At 53.4% G+C, this 17,928-nt stretch carries 19 protein-coding genes; 8 read left to right on the forward strand and 11 right to left on the reverse strand.

Going from position 1 to position 17,928, the window contains the following annotated elements; all coding sequences use genetic code 11:
• Nucleotides 1-47: 47 nt before the first annotated feature.
• Genes J0A68_RS05885 through J0A68_RS05895 form a run of 3 tightly spaced genes read left to right on the forward strand, consistent with a single transcriptional unit; the run spans nt 48 to nt 3,371 of the window.
• A complete protein-coding gene (locus J0A68_RS05885) occupies nt 48-590 on the forward strand; it encodes an NUDIX domain-containing protein (protein ID WP_206577696.1) in 543 nt (180 codons plus the stop codon).
• Between the two features lie 5 nt (nt 591-595).
• On the forward strand, nt 596-1,963 hold the full coding sequence (locus J0A68_RS05890) for an MATE family efflux transporter (protein ID WP_206577267.1): 1,368 nt from the start codon (nt 596-598) through the stop codon (nt 1,961-1,963).
• A gap of 58 nt (nt 1,964-2,021) precedes the next feature.
• Nucleotides 2,022-3,371, forward strand: a complete 1,350-nt coding sequence (locus J0A68_RS05895; RefSeq protein ID WP_206577268.1) for a M24 family metallopeptidase — start codon at nt 2,022-2,024, stop codon at nt 3,369-3,371.
• On the opposite strand, the gene J0A68_RS05900 is transcribed toward J0A68_RS05895, so the two are convergent.
• Nucleotides 3,365-4,546: an MFS transporter gene (locus J0A68_RS05900; RefSeq protein WP_206577269.1), complete on the reverse strand. Its 1,182-nt coding sequence runs from the start codon at nt 4,544-4,546 to the stop codon at nt 3,365-3,367. The genes J0A68_RS05895 and J0A68_RS05900 overlap by 7 nt on opposite strands.
• 156 nt (nt 4,547-4,702) lie before the next feature.
• Here J0A68_RS05900 and J0A68_RS05905 point away from each other — a divergent pair, with 156 nt between their 5' ends.
• Together J0A68_RS05905 and J0A68_RS05910 are read left to right on the forward strand one after the other, a co-directional pair.
• Nucleotides 4,703-4,909, forward strand: a complete 207-nt coding sequence (locus tag J0A68_RS05905) for a hypothetical protein (protein WP_206577270.1) — start codon at nt 4,703-4,705, stop codon at nt 4,907-4,909.
• Between the two features lie 9 nt (nt 4,910-4,918).
• Complete coding sequence (locus J0A68_RS05910; protein ID WP_262897994.1) at nt 4,919-5,155, forward strand: type II toxin-antitoxin system RelE family toxin; 237 nt, start codon at nt 4,919-4,921, stop codon at nt 5,153-5,155.
• A 58-nt stretch (nt 5,156-5,213) separates the two neighbouring features.
• Here the strand turns inward: J0A68_RS05910 and prfB are convergent.
• The 10 genes from prfB to J0A68_RS05960 all read right to left on the reverse strand — a co-directional run bounded on the left by prfB (nt 5,214) and on the right by J0A68_RS05960 (nt 15,052).
• Nucleotides 5,214-6,315, reverse strand: a protein-coding gene (gene prfB / locus J0A68_RS05915) for a peptide chain release factor 2 (RefSeq protein WP_206577271.1) whose coding sequence is annotated in 2 segments (ribosomal slippage) — nt 5,214-6,254 and nt 6,256-6,315 — 1,101 coding nt in all. Because the reading frame shifts where the segments join, the coding sequence is not laid out codon by codon here.
• Between the two features lie 66 nt (nt 6,316-6,381).
• On the reverse strand, nt 6,382-6,888 hold the full coding sequence (locus J0A68_RS05920) for a hypothetical protein (protein WP_206577272.1): 507 nt from the start codon (nt 6,886-6,888) through the stop codon (nt 6,382-6,384).
• Between the two features lie 45 nt (nt 6,889-6,933).
• Complete coding sequence (locus J0A68_RS05925; RefSeq protein ID WP_206577273.1) at nt 6,934-8,001, reverse strand: branched-chain amino acid aminotransferase; 1,068 nt, start codon at nt 7,999-8,001, stop codon at nt 6,934-6,936.
• Nucleotides 8,002-8,100: 99 nt separating this feature from the next.
• Complete coding sequence (locus J0A68_RS05930) at nt 8,101-8,652, reverse strand: cob(I)yrinic acid a,c-diamide adenosyltransferase (RefSeq protein ID WP_206577274.1); 552 nt, start codon at nt 8,650-8,652, stop codon at nt 8,101-8,103.
• Nucleotides 8,653-8,708: 56 nt separating this feature from the next.
• A complete protein-coding gene (locus J0A68_RS05935) occupies nt 8,709-9,425 on the reverse strand; it encodes an ABC transporter ATP-binding protein (protein WP_206577275.1) in 717 nt (238 codons plus the stop codon).
• Nucleotides 9,426-9,503: 78 nt separating this feature from the next.
• A complete protein-coding gene (locus tag J0A68_RS05940) occupies nt 9,504-12,269 on the reverse strand; it encodes a tetratricopeptide repeat protein (protein ID WP_206577276.1) in 2,766 nt (921 codons plus the stop codon).
• A gap of 2 nt (nt 12,270-12,271) precedes the next feature.
• A complete protein-coding gene (gene gatC / locus J0A68_RS05945; RefSeq protein ID WP_206577277.1) occupies nt 12,272-12,559 on the reverse strand; it encodes an Asp-tRNA(Asn)/Glu-tRNA(Gln) amidotransferase subunit GatC in 288 nt (95 codons plus the stop codon).
• Entirely contained in the window at nt 12,556-13,311 is a 756-nt protein-coding gene (locus J0A68_RS05950) for a lysophospholipid acyltransferase family protein (protein ID WP_206577278.1), read from the reverse strand. Before J0A68_RS05950 ends, gatC begins: the two co-directional genes overlap by 4 nt.
• Nucleotides 13,304-13,681 carry a globin domain-containing protein gene (locus J0A68_RS05955; protein WP_206577279.1) on the reverse strand — a complete coding sequence of 126 codons (378 nt, stop codon included), beginning with the start codon at nt 13,679-13,681 and terminating at the stop codon, nt 13,304-13,306. The genes J0A68_RS05950 and J0A68_RS05955 overlap by 8 nt, the downstream gene beginning before the upstream one ends.
• Nucleotides 13,682-13,708: 27 nt before the next feature.
• Entirely contained in the window at nt 13,709-15,052 is a 1,344-nt protein-coding gene (locus J0A68_RS05960; RefSeq protein WP_206577280.1) for an NfeD family protein, read from the reverse strand.
• 205 nt (nt 15,053-15,257) lie between these two features.
• On the opposite strand from J0A68_RS05960, the gene J0A68_RS05965 reads away from it, so the two are divergent.
• From J0A68_RS05965 to J0A68_RS05975, 3 genes are all read left to right on the forward strand, one after another.
• On the forward strand, nt 15,258-16,427 hold the full coding sequence (locus J0A68_RS05965) for a LysM peptidoglycan-binding domain-containing protein (protein ID WP_206577281.1): 1,170 nt from the start codon (nt 15,258-15,260) through the stop codon (nt 16,425-16,427).
• Nucleotides 16,428-16,599: 172 nt separating this feature from the next.
• On the forward strand, nt 16,600-17,154 hold the full coding sequence (locus J0A68_RS05970; RefSeq protein WP_206577282.1) for a hypothetical protein: 555 nt from the start codon (nt 16,600-16,602) through the stop codon (nt 17,152-17,154).
• Nucleotides 17,154-17,921 (forward strand): TIGR02757 family protein, encoded by a 768-nt coding sequence (locus J0A68_RS05975; RefSeq protein ID WP_206577283.1) that lies wholly within the window; start codon nt 17,154-17,156, stop codon nt 17,919-17,921. Before J0A68_RS05970 ends, J0A68_RS05975 begins: the two co-directional genes overlap by 1 nt.
• The last annotated feature ends 7 nt before the right edge of the window (nt 17,922-17,928 follow it).

The raw sequence follows: 17,928 nt of genomic DNA on the forward strand, positions 1-17,928 counted from the left end.
TTACTATCAATCAAGGGCGGCTCAACCGCCCTTTTTTTTTGAACAAAATGACCGAAAACCCCTGGACCACCCGCAAAATCGCGACTATCTACGAGAACCCCTGGATACGGCTGGAGCACCACGATATTCTCAATCCCGCCGGCAAGGAAGGGATCTACGGCAAGGTGCATTTCAAAAACCGGGCGATGGCCATCATCCCCATTGATGAGGAGGGAAACACCTGGCTGGTCGGACAGTACCGCTATGCCCTGGATGAATATGCCTGGGAGCTTCCGATGGGGGGAGGGCCCATTGGGCTAGACCTGCTGGAGTCGGCCAAGCGTGAGCTGCGTGAGGAGACAGGTCTCAGCGCGCAAAAATGGACGGAGATCATGAAGATCCATACCTCCAACTCGGTGACCGATGAATTGGGGATCGTCTATCTCGCAGAGGACCTGAGTCAAGGAGAGACGGAGTTTGAGGAAACGGAAGTTCTCCAGATCCGCAAGCTGCCCTTCTCGGAAGTGATGGAAATGGTGATGAAAGGAGAGATCACCGACAGTATCAGTATCGCGGGCATCCTCAAGGCCGCTCGCATTCTTGGGTTTTAGAACGCATGACCATCAAAAACCATATCCATACGACATTTCATCTCGCCTATCCTGTCATGCTGAGTCAGCTGGGACAGGTGGCCGTCGGCGTAGCTGACAGCATGATGGTGGGCAGACTAGGGGCGCTTCCCTTGGCGGCGGCCTCTTTGGGCAACAGCATTTTCTTCGTGATCATGATGTTTGGGATCGGCGTGTCCATGGGGATCACGCCATTGGTGTCGAGGGCAGACGGCAAGGGGAAATCGAAGCGGATTTCCAGGCTGTTCAGCCACGGACTTTGGATCAATATTGTCACGAGCGTATTGCTGACAGCCATTGTGCTTGGATTGTCCCAGGGTCTACATTTTCTCAACCAGCCCGAGGAGGTCGTGGTGCTGGCAGTGCCCTATCTGCTGATCATCACCGCATCGCTTTTGCCCTTGATGGTGTTCCAAACGTTCAAGCAGATGGCCGAGGGTCTTTCCCAGACCCGCCAGGCGATGTTTATCACCATCTTTGCGAACTTGATCAACGTCTTCCTAAACTGGGTCTTGATCTGGGGAAAATTCGGTTTTCCCGAGATGGGACTGAATGGGGCCGGTGTGGCTACCTTGATTTCACGGGTGCTGATGATGCTGATGATGGGAAGCTACATTCTTTTTTCCGCCAGGTACCAGAAGTACCAGTTTCGCCTTTCCCTTCCCGGGGCGAGCTTTCCGATGTTTTCCAGAATCCTGAAGATCGGCATCCCTACTGGCTTTCAGTTTATTTTTGAAGTGTCTGCCTTCAGCACGGCAGCGATCATGATGGGCTGGATCGGGGTGAATGCTTTGGCAGGACATCAGATTGCCCTGAATTTGGCTTCAGTCTCCTACATGATGGCGACAGGACTGGCTACCGCTGGGATGATCCGGGTCAGCAACCAGGTCGGCCGAGGAGACATGAAGGCGATGCGCGAGGCCGGTTCGGTGGTGTTTGGGATGGTAGTGATCTTTATGCTCGTCAGTGCCTTGGCGTTCTTCGCGTTCCGCTTTTTCCTGCCGACGCTCTATATCGATGATCCCGAGGTCATTTCCTTGGCCGCTTCGCTGCTGGTGATTGCGGGCTTGTTTCAGGTTTCGGACGGGGTACAGGCAGTGGGGCTGGGCGTGCTCAGAGGCCTGGAAGATGTGAAAGTACCGACCTTGGTCACACTGATGGCTTACTGGGCTTTGGGACTTCCCTTGGGCTATGTTTTGGCTTTCCCCCTCGGAATGGGCGCCCACGGAGTTTGGTACGGCTTGCTGATCGGGCTGACTATCACCGCCGGAATGCTCTACTACCGCTTTGTCACCCTGAGCAAAAAACGCATGGGAGAAAAGACGATTCTGTCCGACCAGCCCTCAATTATGTAAGCGGGACTGCGATTTTTCAGCCGAAAAGCTATCTTGGATCCCAATCAACCGGAATCCTATGAAGCTATTTGTACTGTCGCTTTTGGTCGCACTGACCACCTTGTCGGCCTTTTCCCAAGAACCTGCCGTGCTCTCCCAGCGTGAGCAGGCGGAGGTGATCGATTCTTGGCTGGAGGACCGCATCGAGCATCTTCTTCCCAGTCTGATGACCGAGACGGGCATAGACATGTGGATCGTCATGTCTCGGGAGTATAACGAAGACCCGGTCATCCGCACGCTTCTGCCAGCGACATGGCATGCGGCGAGGCGACGTACTATCCTGGTGATGTACCAGCCGAGTCCCAATGCCAAGGTGGAAACTTATGCGATTGCCCGCTATGATGTGGGGAAATCCTTCAAAAGGGCCTGGAATCCAGAAACCCAACCAGACCAATGGAAGGCCTTGATGGAGGTGATTGCCGCAAAAAACCCGAAGAAAATCGGTCTCAACTTTGCCAAAGACTATGGCCATGCAGACGGCCTGACGCATTTCGACCATGAGGAGTTTCTGAAAAACCTGCCACAAGCCCAACGTTCCAAGGTCGTCTCTGCCCAGACGCTGGCTGTCAGATGGCTCGAAACCCGCACTCCAGCCGAGATGGCAACCTACAAGCATATCCAAGAACTCGCCCACTATATCATCGCTGAGGGGCTTTCGGATCGGGTGATCACGCCTGGTGTCACTACTACCGAGGACGTGGTATGGTTTTACCGGGAAAAGATCGCTGAGATGAAGCTGGACACTTGGTTTCATCCCACGGTAGATATCCAGCGTCCGGATCCAGCCTCAACGGAGGCAAACCGTTCTTTTGCCGTCAGGCCCGACGAGCAGGTGATCCTGCCGGGCGATCTGCTGCACATTGATTTCGGCATTAGCTACCTGCGACTCAACACTGACACCCAGGAATTGGCCTATGTGCTGAAGCCCGGCGAGACGGAGGTGCCAGCCTATCTACAGGAAGCCCTGGCCGTGGGGAACCGACTTCAGGATATCCTGACTTCCAACTATGTGGCCGGGAGAACCGGCAACGAAATCCTCAGAGCAGCGAGGGCCCAAATGGATTCCGAAGGTATCAAGGGCAGCATCTACACCCATCCCTTGGGATTTTATGGACATTCGGCCGGCCCGACGATCGGCATGTGGGACAACCAAGGCGATACGCCTGGGGCGGGTGATTTTCCGCTTCATGCCAACACCGGCTATGCCATCGAATTGAACGCCGTGGTTTTTGTCAAAGAGTGGGGCAAGGATGTCCGCGTGATGCTGGAGGAAGGGGCCTTTTTCGATGGCGAAAAGGTCGTGTACTACAATGGACGCCAGAAGTCAATCTTGGCGATCCCACGGGCAAGCAACTATCTGGGCTACTGAGGCGGGAGGTAGGTTTTCCGGTCTCGTTTGATAAAAATCAGGATCAGGAAAGCCAGAAAGGCGACCGATCCGGAAGTAAGGAAGACCAGGCGGAAGTTTGCGGGATCGTTGGCGAAAAGCCAGCCCGAAATTGCCGCCCCGACCCCAATGCCGCTTTCCAGAAAAATATACATGGTGGCCAGCGCCCGTCCGCGAAACTGGTCTAAGGAGCGATCCACGACCCAGGCGGTGGTGGTCGGGCTGTACATTCCCACGGCTGCGCCAAAGAGCACTCCGGACAGGAGCAGGACGGTTTTGCTTTCGGCAAAAGCCACGGAGACCATGGCGCCCATCATGCAGACGACCGCCACCCGCAGCACGACCACACGCCCATAGCGGTCAGAGGTTTTTCCGGCGATCAGCCTGATTCCCAGGGAGGAGATGGTGAAGACCGCGAAAAAGAGGCCTTTGTTTTGGATTCCAAGATGGGTGGAAAAGTCCGGGATGATCGTGAGCACTACCCCGAAGGAAAACACCGACAGGAAGAGGATGATGGAGGGCAGGAGGACTCTTTTCTCGATGATCTCATCCCGCCTGAGCTTGAAAAGCCCAAGGGACAGGGGCTGTTTTTGGGGCAGGGATTCCTTTAGCCTTACCAGTATCAGGATGGAGAATATTGCCGTGAACGCAGCGCAATAGAATACCGTGTCTATTGTCCAGATGCTCGCAATCCAGCCGCCCACTGCAGGTCCTGCGGCCATGCCCAGGGAGCCAAACAGTGACTGTATGCCCATGGCTTCGCCTCTTTTCTCAAAAGGCACGATGTCGGCCACATAGGCCGAGGCACCGGTAGGGGTGAATCCCGCAGAGAACCCGTGGGCAAAACGAAGGAACAAGAATCCTGAGACGAAGGTCAGCACCGGATACAGCAATCCTACCACAAAGCAGACCGAAGCCCCCACCATCATCACGGGAATGCGGCCGATTTTGTCGGCCAGCTTGCCGCTGAAGGGTCTGGAAAGCCCAGCCGATAGCGTAAAGAGCGAGATGATCAGGCCCTTGTACTCCTCGCCGCCCAGGGAGCTGAGGTAGGCGGGTAGCTCCGGGATGATCATGTTGAAGGAGGAAAAAAACAGAAACGAGCTCAGGCAGAGCAGAAAAAAGTCCAGGGTGAAAAAAGAGGGAGTGAACCGCATCTGCCGCAAAAGTCTGAACAAACAGGCGTAAATCCTATTGGCCTCTACTTTTATGGCAAGCTACTTGTGCAAAGTACGAGCCTATGACTAGCTATAAATCAGGCCTAGAATGCTTATTTTAACGTTGAAGTTTCAGGAGTACTAAAACTTGATACGATGAAAACAATCAACCCCCAGTATATCAACGATGCGAACGGAGACAGGGCCTTGGTGGTGTTGTCGATAGATGAATTCGATGCAATAATGGAAAAGCTGGAGGACTTGGAGGATCTTAGGCTATACGACGAAGCAAAGAAAGAGGATTCTGGTCAACGGCTCCCCTTTGATCAATACCTTCAGTCTAGAAAAAAGAGGGATGTCTAGATACAAATTTTGTCAAGACGGGCCGCAAAGGAATTGGATAAGCTCAGCGATTCTACTGCCAAACCGATTCTTTCTGCGATAGCCGGCCTTTCAAACGAGCCTCGGCCCAGAGGTTGTGAAAAATTGAAGGGAAGGGATGGATATCGAATCCGGGTTGGAAGTTATCGTGTGATCTATGACATTTTTGACGGGGAATTGATAGTAGATGTCATTACACTTGGCCATCGCAGGGATATCTACGACTAGGCATGTGTTGAAGCCCCAACGTAAAAAAGAAAGGCCGGAAATTTTTCCGGCCTTTCTGTTAGTCTTTGTTGGCTTCTTCCTCGCTCTGCGCGAGTAGGAAGGCTTTCATAAACTCGTTCAATCCGCCATCCAGCACGCCTTGCGCGTCGGAGGTCTCATGGCCGGTTCGGTTGTCTTTCACCAGCTTGTAGGGGTGAAGGACGTAGTTTCTGATCTGGGAGCCAAAGTCCACACGAAGCTTGGAAGATTCGATCTTGGCGATCTCCGCGTTGCGCTTTTCCAGCTCCATTTGGTAAAGCCGGGACTTCAGCATCTGCATGGCCTTCTCACGGTTGGCCAGCTGGGAGCGCTCGACCTGGCAGACAACCACGATGCCAGTCGGCTTGTGGGTCAGCTGCACTTTGGTTTCCACCTTGTTCACGTTTTGTCCACCTGCACCACCGGATCTGGAGGTGTGGAGCTCCACATCGGCTGGATTGATCTCGATCTCGATGGAGTCGTCCACTTCCGGATAGGCATACACGGATGCAAAGGAAGTGTGTCGTCTTCCGCCCGAGTCAAAGGGCGAAATACGCACGAGGCGGTGTACTCCGGTCTCCGACTTGAGGAATCCGTAAGCCAGCGGGCCTTCAAATTCCAAGGTTGCGGATTTGATCCCGGCAACCTCGCCGTCCTGGACGTCCACTTCACGGACTTTGAAGCCGTTCTTTTCCCCCCACATGATGTACATGCGCATGAGGATAGAAGCCCAGTCGTTGCTTTCCGTTCCACCAGCTCCCGGGTTGATTTCGAGTACGGCGTTGAGTTGGTCTTCCTCGGCAGAGAGCATTTTTTTCAGCTCCAGTTCCTCTACGGCCTCTTTGGCTTTGAGGTACTCGGCTTTCAGCTCTTCCTCGGATACATCACCTGCTCCGTAGAACTCATACAACACCTCCAAGTCCTGGATTTTTTGGTCCAGATCTTCAAAGGAAGTCGTCCAGCCTTTACGGGCCTGGATTTGTTTCATGGTTTTTTCGGCTTCTTCTGGATTGTTCCAAAAGTCAGCCTGGGCCGAAACGGCCTCAAGGTCTTGGATTTCTACTTTCTTCCGATCGTAGTCAAAGATACCTCCTCAAAGCCGAAGTGCGGGCTTTCAAGTCTTTCAGTTGTTCTGAAGTCATCTGTCTAAGTGAAAATTAAGGCTGCAAAACTCCGAAAAAATATCGGGTTTTGCCAGCGTAAAACGATTAATCCATCCGCATTTGGATGATCTGGATGCCGTAGCCGGTGGTGTTTCTGAAGGTTTTGTAGCGAATCGGGAGAAGTGCCAAGCCCGTCCCGATCAAAATCCCCGAGGTGACCGCGACGCCCCCATCGATCTCCAAATCCCTCTGTTGGTAGAGGCTGTTGACGGCTTCCACCGTGAGCAAAATACCGCCTGCTCCCAGAAACAGCGCCGTCAGGTTTCGCAGTGTCCGGTTTCTCGGATCCTTATGACGGATGTCGACCTCGGTGATGTCTGCCGGGGCGAGGATGTTTTCCGTCAGGTAGATGAAGTCATTTTCCAGCTTGACGATCTGGTCGGTGACAAAATAGCCGAGCTTTTTGCTTTTGTAGGTGATCTCCTCGCCAGGATAGTACCTGATTTGGGATTTTTGGTTGCTGCCACGCTTGAGCAGGATAAAATCTCTGGATTGCGCCTGCGCACTGATCACCAAGGACAGAAACAAGGCTGTAGCCAACGCTATTTTCATAGAAGAAAAGTAACAAAAAACAGGAAGTTGCCTCCCTGTCAGAAATTAGATTTTTACGATCCAGCCTCGCGAGTCTTGGATGTCTCCGTATTTGATGCCGTCCAGCTCGTGGAGCACTTTGTACGAAAAAGCGTCGGGAGTCTTTTCGGGAAGTACGTAGTCCTTGCCGTTGACGTTGATCTTGGCAATATGGGCGATGGTAGCTGCGGTACCGGTACCGAAGGCTTCGCGTAGCGAGCCATTTTCCAAGGCTTCCTGAAGTTCGGATACGGTCAGGAAACGCTCTTCCAAGGGTTTGCCCCAGTCTTTGGCCAGTCGGATCACCGAGTCTCTCGTGATCCCCTTGAGGATAGTCCCGGTGTTGGTGGGGGCGGTGATCAGCGTACCGTTGATGTCAAACATGACGTTCATCGTGCCACTTTCCTCGATTTTGCTGTGGGATTTGCCATCGGTCCAGAGCAGCTGGTCGTAGCCGGCACGCTGTGCCTGCAGCGCGGGGAAAAGCGACGCGGCGTAGTTTCCGGCGGTTTTTGCCCCGCCGGTGCCACCTTCGGTCGCACGGGTGAAGTCAGTCTCTACTTTCACCGTCACAGGCTTGCTGTAGTAAGCGCCTACCGGACAGGTGAAAATGATGAATTTATAAGTGTCGGATGGTTTTACCCCGATATAGTTGTCCGTGGCAAACATGTACGGGCGGATGTAGAGGCTTGCGCCTTTGCCGGACGGAATCCAGTTTTTGTCCACCTCCAAAAGTTGCAGCAGGCCCTCCATGAATACTTCCTCGGGAATCTCCGGCATGCACATGCGGACCGCCGACTCGTTCATGCGCTGGGCGTTGGCATCCGCACGAAAGATGAGTATTTCGCCTTTGTCGTTTTTGTAGGCTTTCATGCCCTCAAAGATGGACTGGCCGTAGTGAAGCGCGGCATTGGCTGGATGGAGGTCTAGAGCTCCATAGGGCACGATGCGCAGATCTGTCCACTCGCCGTTTTTGTAATCCGCCACAAACATGTGGTCAGAAATGGTTTTGCCGAAGACCAGGTTGGAAAAGTCCGTTTCGGCAAGTCTGGAATGGGTGGTTTTCTGAACCGGGATAGCAAGTGTGGTTTTCATACGCTTTCTATTAGGAGGCGAAGGTGCCTGGTTTTTCTTTTTGTCGCTTTCCCTGGTTGGGTTTGCTTTCTGGGATGCAATTTATAAAAATGCCGCTGCTTATCTCAATCTTGGAGCCCAAGTCACCTCTTCTACTTCGAGTTCTTGTGCCATTTTTCTGCCCAAAACGAAAAGATAGTCCGAAAGTCGGTTGAGGTACTGGATTACCAGCTCGGCGACGGGTTCGATGGAAGAGAGCTCCACGGCTAGTCTTTCGCCCCGTCGGCAGACTGTCCGCGCCACGTGGCAGAAGGAAACGGAAGGATGTCCCCCCGGAAGGATAAACGCGGTCAGCATCGGAAGCTCGGCCTCCATCCGGTCCATCTCCTGCTCCAATGCCTCGATGTCCTGTGGGAGCAGATCCGGCTTTTTGACCTTGTCTTTCCCCGGAGCGGTGGCTAGGTCAGCACCGATGGTAAAGAGCCTGTCCTGGATTTCCTTCAGGAAATCAGCCCGTTTGGCATTGACCTCCTGGTCCCGGACCAGCCCGATAAAAGAATTCAATTCGTCGATCGTGCCGTAGGCGTCTATCCTCAAGTCTGATTTCGGTACCCGCTTGCCTCCTAAGAGTGATGTGATTCCCTGGTCTCCTGTTTTGGTATAGATTTTCATTCTGACGCTCTTCTTTCGGAGTCAAAAATAAGAATCTATTTCAAATAAAGGGGAAATCAGACGTGGACAGCGACTCCGCGGGTTGGGTTAGGATTGATCTTGTCAGTCTCCACGAGTCCGTCACGCAGACGGATCACGCGGTGGGCATAGTGGGCGATATCGTCTTCGTGGGTTACCATGATGATGGTGTTGCCCTTGGAGTGAAGCTCGTGAAAGAGCTCCATGATGTCGTAGGAAGTCTTGGAGTCCAAGTTTCCGGTCGGTTCATCGGCAAGGATGATACTGGGATTGTTCACCAGTGCCCGCGCGATGGCGACACGCTGGCGCTGTCCACCGGAAAGCTCGTTGGGGCGGTGCTTGGTGCGCTCGCCTAGGCCCACGTTCTCCAAGGCTTGGAAGGCCCGCTCTTCTCTTTCGGCTTTGCTGAATCCAGCATAGACGAGCGGAAGGGCCACATTGTCCAGGCAGGAAGCCCTAGGAAGCAGGTTGAAGGTCTGAAATACAAAGCCGATTTCCTTGTTTCGGATCTCGGCCAGCTCGTTTTCGCTCATGTCGCTGACATCTTTGCCAGCCAATACGTAGGTGCCGGAGGTAGGAGAGTCCAGGCAGCCGATGATGTTCATCAGCGTGGACTTGCCAGATCCGGAAGGCCCCATGAAAGCCACATATTCCCCACGATCCACGGTGATACTCACTGACTTGAGGGCTTGGATGATCTCGGAGCCCATTTTATAGGTTTTGTTGATTTCGTGGGTTTCTATGACTCTGCTCATGGTAGAAAATTTTGCTTAAGATAGTGGTTTAGTATTTAAAATTTCGAAGGCCGATGGGTCAAAATACGTGAAAAAGTGCTAATAGTTTGTCCTTTGGAGCAATTCGATCTCGTCCCAGCTCATCCAGTTGCGCATTTCCTGGATCGCATCCGTGGCGTAGTTGTCCAGGCCGATTCGCTTCGCCGCCTGCACCTTTCTGATCCACAGCAGGGGATCCCTGCTGAATTCGCTGGCGGTGTTGAGCAGCTCATACTGGGCCAAAGGGTCGGGCATGCGGTCCGCTGCACTCAGGATGAGCGGCGTGCGATAGGGGTTTGCCGTGAGTTCCTCGCCGACTTTCAGGAAGTCCATGTAGGCCGTTAGTGAGTTTTGGTTTGCCCAGTCGGTTTTTTGCAGAAACTCGTTCAGCTTGTCCTCGTTTTCCACCTTTCCCTTTAATACTTTTCCCAGCTCGTTTAGCTGGTAGCTGGTCAGTCCATGGGCTTTTCTCTCCAGGATCAAAAAAGCCAAAGCAGCCCTGGAATCCGGAGAGCTAAGCGTATTCCAGCGGTCGAAAAGCTTGTCCGGCAGCGTTTGGTTGAACGTAGCCAGCAAGGACAGGAATTCATCCTTGGTGTTGGATTCCGGTACCTGGTATTTCGCGCGGAGCTCTTCTGCTTTTTCCCCAAATCCACCCAAGTCCATCATGCCCAGATGATAAGGCCTAAAAGCTTTTAAGCCTTTTTCCTCGGCTGCGATGAGGTCTTTCGCCGCTTTTTCAAAATCCAGGTTTCTGGCCAAAATCCCCGCGGTCAAGTTGAGGTAGTAGCCTGCGTCGCCGGGATTGCGGAAGGCCAGCCCGTTCAGGTTTTTGACCGCTTCGGTCACCCGACCGGCCGCAAGGCTCCTGATGGAGGCTGTCTCCTGCACCTGCATCAGATATTCCAACATCTGGGGCTGGCGGCTCAGGGAGTCTATCCAGGCCAGGTCCTCGGAGGTATTGGCCTGCGCAGGTACGGAAAAGAGATTTCTCGTCCCTGCATTCAACAGCATGGGGGAGGATTCCAGCTCCAGCTTTTTGCGAAGCGAGGCCAATTCCTCCTCGCTGGAAAGCTCGCCTCGGAGGTTTTTGGCGGCTAGGAGGTTGATCTGGGAAGCCAAATCTTGGGATACTTCCAGTTCATCCTGCTCTAGCTGCAGCTTGCTGCGCATCGCCAGGAGGTTGGAGGCTACGATAGGGTCGGTCGCCTGATTTTCCTCCAAAAGCTTCACGGCTTCGTCAGCCCTGCGGACTTTCACATAGACCAAAGCGAGGTTGTTGAGTAGCTGCGGATTGCCTGGAAATCGCTTTAGGCCGTTTTCGAGGTAAAACACGGCTTCGAAGGGCTTGTTTTCCAGTAGCATCCGCGAGCTCAGCAGCAGGATGTTGTCGACTTGCGGGGCTTCCGCAAAGCTTTCGTCCAAATGTTCCTTGGCCAGTGTGGGCTGGTTGAGCTCAAAGAGCAGGTGCGCAGTCGCGTTTTTTGCCTTTTTGTTTTTCCGGAACGAGTCCCAGGCATTTTCATAGAGTATGCTCGCCTCGAGTTTTTGGCCGGTCTGGTAGTAGTAGTCCCCAAGGATGTTGGTCGTCAGGGAGTTGGCCTGGGCGGCGATCACCGCGTCCATGTAGATGGTGACCACCAGGATGGAGATCAGCCCGCCGATGCGGAGGTGGTAGTAAGGCAGTGAATAGGGCTGGAAAAGCACCTTTTCGATGGCCTTGCCTGTGTCCATGATGGACAGGAAGTTGCTGAAAAGGTAAACCAGGAAAAATAGCGAAAAGCCAAACTGGCTGTAGATGATCACGTGCTTTGCAAATTCCCCCGCGGCTTCGTTGCCGGAGAGTTCCAGCTTCCACAGCAGCCAGCAGGTCATGGCAAATCCAAACAGAAAAAGCGCCTTTAGATAGACGGGAAGGGCGGCGACTTCTTTTTCCTGTTCCAGTTTTTCCCGCGTAGAGATCCAGCCCAACACCCCGATCGGGAGGATCAACAGCAAAGCGGTCGATGTGGGAAGAGGAAGGTTTATTTCACCCTTCAAGTCCAGAAGCAACAGGATCAGGCCGATCAGATACAGCGCGCCGATGCCGAAAATCTGCCAGGAGATCTTCATGCTGATGTTTTGGTTGGCTCGCGCCAAAAGCACATAGATACCCGACAAGACGCCGTGACCTTGCCAAAAGATCCAGGCGATGGACATGCCCAGGGCGATGACCAGGCTTTGCTCGGCCAGATAAAGCTGGGGAAGGGCGATGGGGCTCAGGCTCACGAGTGCCAGCAAGGCAGCGCCGCTGGATAGAAAGAGCGTCAGCCAACGCATCCAAAAAGGAGCGTTTGGCCTCCAGACGTGGAAAACCAACAACGGCAAGACTGTGCCGGCAATCAGGATGATCAGGGGGAGGTTGGAGCTGGGCGAGCCAATGTTTAGGCCATTGGAATTGAATAGCGTAAGCAAAACAATCCAGGCTGCGGAGGCGATGAGAAAGGGGATCTTTCTGAAGGTGCTGAAAAGTGCCAGTGCAGAGACGCAAACCAGGAACACGACGGCGCCAAAGAGGTAACTTTCTCCTAATGTGAAGCCGGGCAAAAGTGAGTGGAATTCCTGAAAGACCAGGTAGTTGTCCACTTCGACCGGAAAGGCCAGTGCACCAAAACTCACCCAGTCTATGGGCACGGCCAGCGTGTCCAAAAACGCCGCCGGGGCAATCTGCGGATAGGCAGACGCGCCAAACCACAATGAGTAGAGCGCAAAAAGCCCTCCGGTCACGAGGAGCAGGAGGGCGGATGTTTTGGCCAGAAAGTCCAAAGGAAGGGTTTTTCGCTGCATTCCTATTCCAATACTTTCGGTACGCGGAAGTAGTCTTCGTCACGCTTGGGGGCGTTTTTGAGGCCTGCTTCGTGGTCAAGGTGCGTCCCCACTTTGTCCTCGCGCATGTCGTTGACCTCGGAAGACATGGTGGTCAGGGGCTCCACGTCGCTGGTGTCCACCTCATTGAGCTGCTCCACCCAATCCAGGATTTGGGACATGTCCTGGGACATTTTTTCCGCAGAGCTCTCGTCAAATTCCAGCCGGGCCAGATGCGCGATTTTCTTGATGGAGGCTTTGTCTATTTTCATTTCTCAGGGGATTCTAGGTTTGGATCTACGGCATTGTCCCGATTCAGTTGCTCTTGGATGATGCCAAAACAAGCGGCTCTCAAGCTGTCGTCCGAGACAAAATCCCTCGGGTGCAGCGCCGGGTGGAAGACCATTTTTGCGCGTCTCCTTTGGAGCAAAAAATGGCCGTCGTCGGGCAAAATTAGATGATTATAGGATAAAGTGACAGGGATGACGGGGATTTGTTTTTCCATGGCCAGGCGAAAAGCGCCATTTTTGAAGGCGATCATCTGGGGTGGGCGCTTGGTGAAAATACCTCCTTCGGGAAAGAGGACGATGCCGCTGCCGCGGTCAAGTGCCTCGCCCGCCCGGCGCATCGTCTCGGCGCGGCTCTTCATCCTGTCCCGGTCCACGGCGATATGGAGCATTTTGAAATAGTAGCCAAAAAGCGGTGCCTTGCGGATAGACGCTTTGCCTACAAAAAGCACATCGCCTGGGATAAAACCCATCATCGCCACGTCTAGGTAGCTAAAGTGGTTGGCCAGAAAGATGTAGGGGCTGCCGCTTTTCAGCTTGGCCTTCATCTCGATATCTACCGGAAGCAAAATCAGGGAAAAATAGACCCTTGCCCAGTAGCGGTTGATTTTCCTCCCGTACTTTTTCCAGCCAGGCATCCAGATGCAGATCAGGATAAACGGAAAGATGAGCAGAAAGGTGAGGATGAACATCACCGCCGCATAGACCGAGTAGATGCGTCGGAGCAGCCTATTCATGGTTGATCATGTGGTTGGCGACTTTGATGAAATAGCCCGCCATGAGCTCTTTGGCATTTTGCTCGGGTCCGAGCCGGTCCAGGGCAGTCAGCATCGCATTCAGCCAATGGTCACGCATCTCCGGGCCGATCTGCCAGTCCAGATGGCGCATTCTCAGTCGGGGATGGCCCCGCTCCTCATAATAGGTCTGCGGCCCGCCAAACACCTGGAGGAGAAAGAGAAAAAGCCTTCGCTCGGCAGGGGCGAGGTCCTCGTCTGGATAGAGCTTTCGCAGGTCGGGGATTTGCCGCACTTCCTCGTAAAAGTAGCGCGTCAGCAGTCGGATTTGATCTTCGCCGATCAGTTCATAGATGGACTGAAATGGATTCATGCCGTAAACTTAGGGAAATCTTCCGGCTCAGGATTGGAGATTTTTCACCTTCAGCGAGGTGCCTTCGGTGGAGATGACGACGATCTTTTCGCCTTGGTCGATGAATTCACCTCTGGAGTAAGCGTCGTAGATCTCGCCGTCGATTTCCACTTTGCCGCTTGGGCGAAGACGGGAGTGGACTGTGCCCGTTTTTCCCATCATCCCACTGCTGTAGAAGCTGGACGTGTAGCCTTGGCTGCGATCTTGGGTGTCCGCTAGCGTCACATGGCGAAAGGCCCCCCATTCGTTCACTTTGGGAGTCAGCCAAAAGACCAAGCCAACAGAGGCCAGTGAAGCCAAAATCACCGTCAACAACGCGCCAAACAACTGGGAGGCCGGGACAAAATCAAAGTTGAAGTCCTGGTTGGGCACCATGCCAAGCACCAGCCCGCCGATGATGCACACGATGCCGAGCACGCCGAAAATACCGAATCCGGGAATCACAAAAAGCTCTATCGCCAGCAAGATGATCCCGGCAAAGAAGACGAGTATTTCCCAGTTTTCGGCGAGCCCATTCAGATAGTAGGGGATGAAGTACAGGGCGGTGGCGATGATGGAAGCGACGATGGGGAAGCCCACGCCGGGAGTTTGCAGTTCAAAATAGATGCCCCCGACGATGATCAGGATCAAAACCCCGCTGATGGCCGGGCTAAGGAAAAAGGAAATGATCTTGTCCACAGTGTCTTCCTCGTAGGCCAGCACCTCCGCATTTTCCAGATTTTGGGCTTGGAGTATCGCTTCGATGGAGCGGTATTCCCCTTCGCAAAAGCCGTATTTGATCGCCTCGGACACCGAAAGCGTAATGACCGATCCGGCGCTGGAGATCCCTTCGATTTCTATTTTTTCGTCCACCATGCCCTCGGCGATGCGCGGATCACGGCCTCTAGCCTCTGCCGTGCTGCGCATCATAGAGCGCATATAGGACTGGTATTTGTCCGGCGCAGCGGCGCCATCCGCACCGTTGACCACGGTGGCGGCACCGATGCTCGCACCCGGGGCCATGTAGATGCTGTCACAGGCGATGGAGATCAGCGCTCCGGCAGAGGCAGCGTCCTTGTTGATGAAGACATACACGGGGATGTCGCTTTCCAAAATCATGGTGCGTATCTCGTCGGCATCGGTCACTACCCCGCCATAGGTGTCCATCTCGATCAATATGAGGCCAGCATCTGTTTTTTTTGCCTGCTCCAAAGCGAGCTGCACGCGGCGGTTCATCGCAGGATCGATGTCTGCATCGATCTTGAAAGTGAAGACTTTGTCTGGTTTTTCCTGTGCAAAAAGGGAAAAACCGACAAGTCCTAGAAGCAATACCAAGAGAATGGAAAACCGCATTTGTTGGAGAATTTGTAAGAAAAGATACGTATCCGGGCGAGATAACGCCAAATTTTCGCCAGGAGATTCAAAAAAGGAGGGGGAGGTGTTTCGTGGGGTTTGAAATAGCGGGATAAAAAGGCCGAGGCGTGGCATTTCTAGCATAATTCTTGCGAAAAGTCTAGTGGAATTTTTGACCTGTTTCACTTCAATACCCCAGATTACAATGATTTCTCCATCCAAATTCCTAAGTACGTTCCTTCTGGTTTTGGTTATAAGTATTTCTTATTCAAAAGCTTCCAGTCTAGTCGCTGGAGACTCCATCGGCGTGGAGCGAGTAGGGGACAAGACCTTTATCCTGCACAAAGTGACTCCTCAAGAGACGCTTTTTGGCATCTCCAGAAAGTACCAAGTCCCGGTAGGGGAGATCCAAAATGCAAACGAGGTGCTGAAGCAAGGACTTAAAATCGGCCAAACCATCCGCGTTCCTTACATAGAGAAGAACAAAGTTCCAGCTGGTGCTGAGCTTCACAAGGTAAGCCCCGGAGAGACGCTTTTTTCCATTTCCAAGAAATATGGCGTGACGGTGGATTCGCTAAAAAGATGGAATAAGCTCTTGGGAAATGACCTGAGTGTCGGTCAGGCCTTGGTCGTGAGAGACGTAGCAGTCGCCAGCAGCCCGACGCCGAGCCCCGTGGCCCCTACGGCGGCGGCAACTTCCGCTGTAGCTGCCACAACGAAGGCAAATCCTTCAGTGGTGGAAAATAAGCCCAAAGTCGAAAAGAAGACCGAAACCGTTACCAAACCTCAGCCCGAGGCCACCCGTCCCGCAACGACTCCGACGGCTACCGCAGCCAACACCACGCCCATCGCTCCCGGAGAGTGGATATCCCATACCGTGAAGCAGGGCGAGACGCTGTTTTCCATCTCTACCCAGTACAACTCCAGCGTGGAAGACCTGATCAAATGGAACGCCCTGACCTCCAATAACCTCCGATCTGGCCAGGTGGTCAAAGTGGGGCGTGCCCCGGAAGGCCCGTCCACCGTGCCCGTCATCGGTACTCCCAAGGTCGCTGCCTCGACTGCCGAAATGAGCGTAGAGCCAACTGTCGAAAACACCTCGGGAGGATTCAAGAACATCACCGAAACCGGCCAAGCCGAGCTCATCGAGGGCACCGGTTCACATAAAAAATACCTGGTGCTTCACCGCACCGCGCCAGTGGGCAGCATCATGCGGGTGAAAAACGAGGAGAATGACCTGACCATCTTTGCGCGTGTGGTAGGGACATTGCCGGAAACGGGCGACAACTCCAAGCTGGTGATCAAGCTTTCCCAAGCGGCCTTTGACCAGCTGAAAGCAGTAAACCAGCGATTCCCGGTGGAAGTGCTTTACTAAGCCATAGTCAAATTATTATCGAGTCCCCTTGCAGCGCCTGCAAGGGGGTTTTTTTTGCCTAAAGAATACCGATCTACCAGGCGACTGATGAAAGGGTCAAAAAATCAGGCAACCGACTTTGGCTTGGGATTCTTGGCGGGTCGGAGTACCTTTGTGCATCGAGTATTCAGGCATGAATAAAGTCCAACTCTTTTTCCACCACGCGTTTCGATTTGTCTGGAACGCGATCTTCATCATCAGCTATCCCATTTTGGCTAGCTTTGGACTGCTTTTCATCGGCTTGACTTTCGTTTTTTCCAAGCTTTCCCAGCTACTTACCCGCATCAAGCCCGAAGGCAACAAGGTGGTGTTCAAGGAATCGGACTGGGAGACCATGCCCCATACGAGCGAGCTGCTGGAGGCCAAGGTGTACAAACAGATCATGTTTGGCCCGGCTGGGTTCAAGCTGAGGAGAAAGGACGGGGTGCCGTCCGTCCTGGAAGACCATGTCTTCGGCAACAAAGTCCGGGTGATGGATGAGGGGTTTATTCTGGAAAAATGGAATACCCTCGACTCCAAGGAAATGCCGGACTTCGACATCTGTCTCTATGACCCCGACCAGGACTCGCTCAGACCGCTGACAAATATCAAATGCTTCGACTGGCATGTGTCCGAAAAGGTGGAGAATGAGCTTTCCTTCAAATGGTTTGACGGGACCCAGGGTGGGGAAGTGAAAGTGGCGCTTTGATGCAAAACCTGAAGGATTTTCTCGATGAAAAGGTCGAGCAATACAACCAGCCTGGGTTTATTCCTAACGATCCCATCTGCATCCCGCATCGCTTTTCCAAAAAACAGGACATCGAGATCGCCGGTTTCTTTGCGGCGATTTTGGCTTGGGGGCAGCGGAAGACTATCATCAACAAGTGCTTGGAGCTTTTCCACCTCATGGACGATGCCCCACATGATTTTTTGCTCCACCATCAGGACTCGGACTTGAAGCGCTTTCTGAGCTTTAAACATCGCACATTCAATGAGGTGGACACGCTCTACTTCATCCATTTTCTGGGTTGGTTTTACCAAAGCCACGACAGCCTGGAGGAGGCTTTTCTGAAAGGGCAAACTGGCCAAGTGGATGCCATGGAGCCGATTCTGGCTCAGTTCCACCGTTTCTTTTTCAGCTTGCCGGATTCCCCCAGCCGAACGAAGAAGCACATTGCCACGCCAGCCCGCAAGGCCGCCTGCAAGCGGATCAATATGTACTTGCGCTGGATGGTGCGATCCGACGAGAAAGGGGTGGATTTTGGACTTTGGAAGCGTATCAGCCCAGCCCAGCTCATCTGTCCCTGTGACCTTCACGTGGATCGGGTGGGGAGGAAGCTGGGCTTGATCACCCGCAAGCAAACCGACTGGCTGACCGCCGTGGAACTAACCCAGCGCCTTCGGGAATTTGACCCGCTAGACCCGGTGAAGTATGATTTTGCACTGTTCGGCTTGGGGATAGAGGAGAAGTTTTGATGGGCGG

Source organism: Algoriphagus oliviformis, assembly GCF_017254915.1.
GTDB lineage: Bacteria > Bacteroidota > Bacteroidia > Cytophagales > Cyclobacteriaceae > Algoriphagus > Algoriphagus oliviformis.

Excerpts from the sequence above, each read along its gene's own strand:
- J0A68_RS05885 (WP_206577696.1), top strand. The coding sequence starts at position 48 with ATGACCGAAAACCCCTGGACCACCCGCAAAATCGCGACTATCTACGAG.
- J0A68_RS05890 (WP_206577267.1), top strand. The coding sequence starts at position 596 with ATGACCATCAAAAACCATATCCATACGACATTTCATCTCGCCTATCCT.
- J0A68_RS05895 (WP_206577268.1), top strand. The coding sequence starts at position 2,022 with ATGAAGCTATTTGTACTGTCGCTTTTGGTCGCACTGACCACCTTGTCG.
- J0A68_RS05900 (WP_206577269.1), bottom strand. The coding sequence starts at position 4,546 with ATGCGGTTCACTCCCTCTTTTTTCACCCTGGACTTTTTTCTGCTCTGC.
- J0A68_RS05905 (WP_206577270.1), top strand. The coding sequence starts at position 4,703 with ATGAAAACAATCAACCCCCAGTATATCAACGATGCGAACGGAGACAGG.
- J0A68_RS05920 (WP_206577272.1), bottom strand. The coding sequence starts at position 6,888 with ATGAAAATAGCGTTGGCTACAGCCTTGTTTCTGTCCTTGGTGATCAGT.
- J0A68_RS05925 (WP_206577273.1), bottom strand. The coding sequence starts at position 8,001 with ATGAAAACCACACTTGCTATCCCGGTTCAGAAAACCACCCATTCCAGA.
- J0A68_RS05930 (WP_206577274.1), bottom strand. The coding sequence starts at position 8,652 with ATGAAAATCTATACCAAAACAGGAGACCAGGGAATCACATCACTCTTA.
- J0A68_RS05935 (WP_206577275.1), bottom strand. The coding sequence starts at position 9,425 with ATGAGCAGAGTCATAGAAACCCACGAAATCAACAAAACCTATAAAATG.
- J0A68_RS05940 (WP_206577276.1), bottom strand. The coding sequence starts at position 12,269 with ATGCAGCGAAAAACCCTTCCTTTGGACTTTCTGGCCAAAACATCCGCC.
- gatC (WP_206577277.1), bottom strand. The coding sequence starts at position 12,559 with ATGAAAATAGACAAAGCCTCCATCAAGAAAATCGCGCATCTGGCCCGG.
- J0A68_RS05950 (WP_206577278.1), bottom strand. The coding sequence starts at position 13,311 with ATGAATAGGCTGCTCCGACGCATCTACTCGGTCTATGCGGCGGTGATG.
- J0A68_RS05955 (WP_206577279.1), bottom strand. The coding sequence starts at position 13,681 with ATGAATCCATTTCAGTCCATCTATGAACTGATCGGCGAAGATCAAATC.
- J0A68_RS05960 (WP_206577280.1), bottom strand. The coding sequence starts at position 15,052 with ATGCGGTTTTCCATTCTCTTGGTATTGCTTCTAGGACTTGTCGGTTTT.
- J0A68_RS05965 (WP_206577281.1), top strand. The coding sequence starts at position 15,258 with ATGATTTCTCCATCCAAATTCCTAAGTACGTTCCTTCTGGTTTTGGTT.
- J0A68_RS05970 (WP_206577282.1), top strand. The coding sequence starts at position 16,600 with ATGAATAAAGTCCAACTCTTTTTCCACCACGCGTTTCGATTTGTCTGG.
- J0A68_RS05975 (WP_206577283.1), top strand. The coding sequence starts at position 17,154 with ATGCAAAACCTGAAGGATTTTCTCGATGAAAAGGTCGAGCAATACAAC.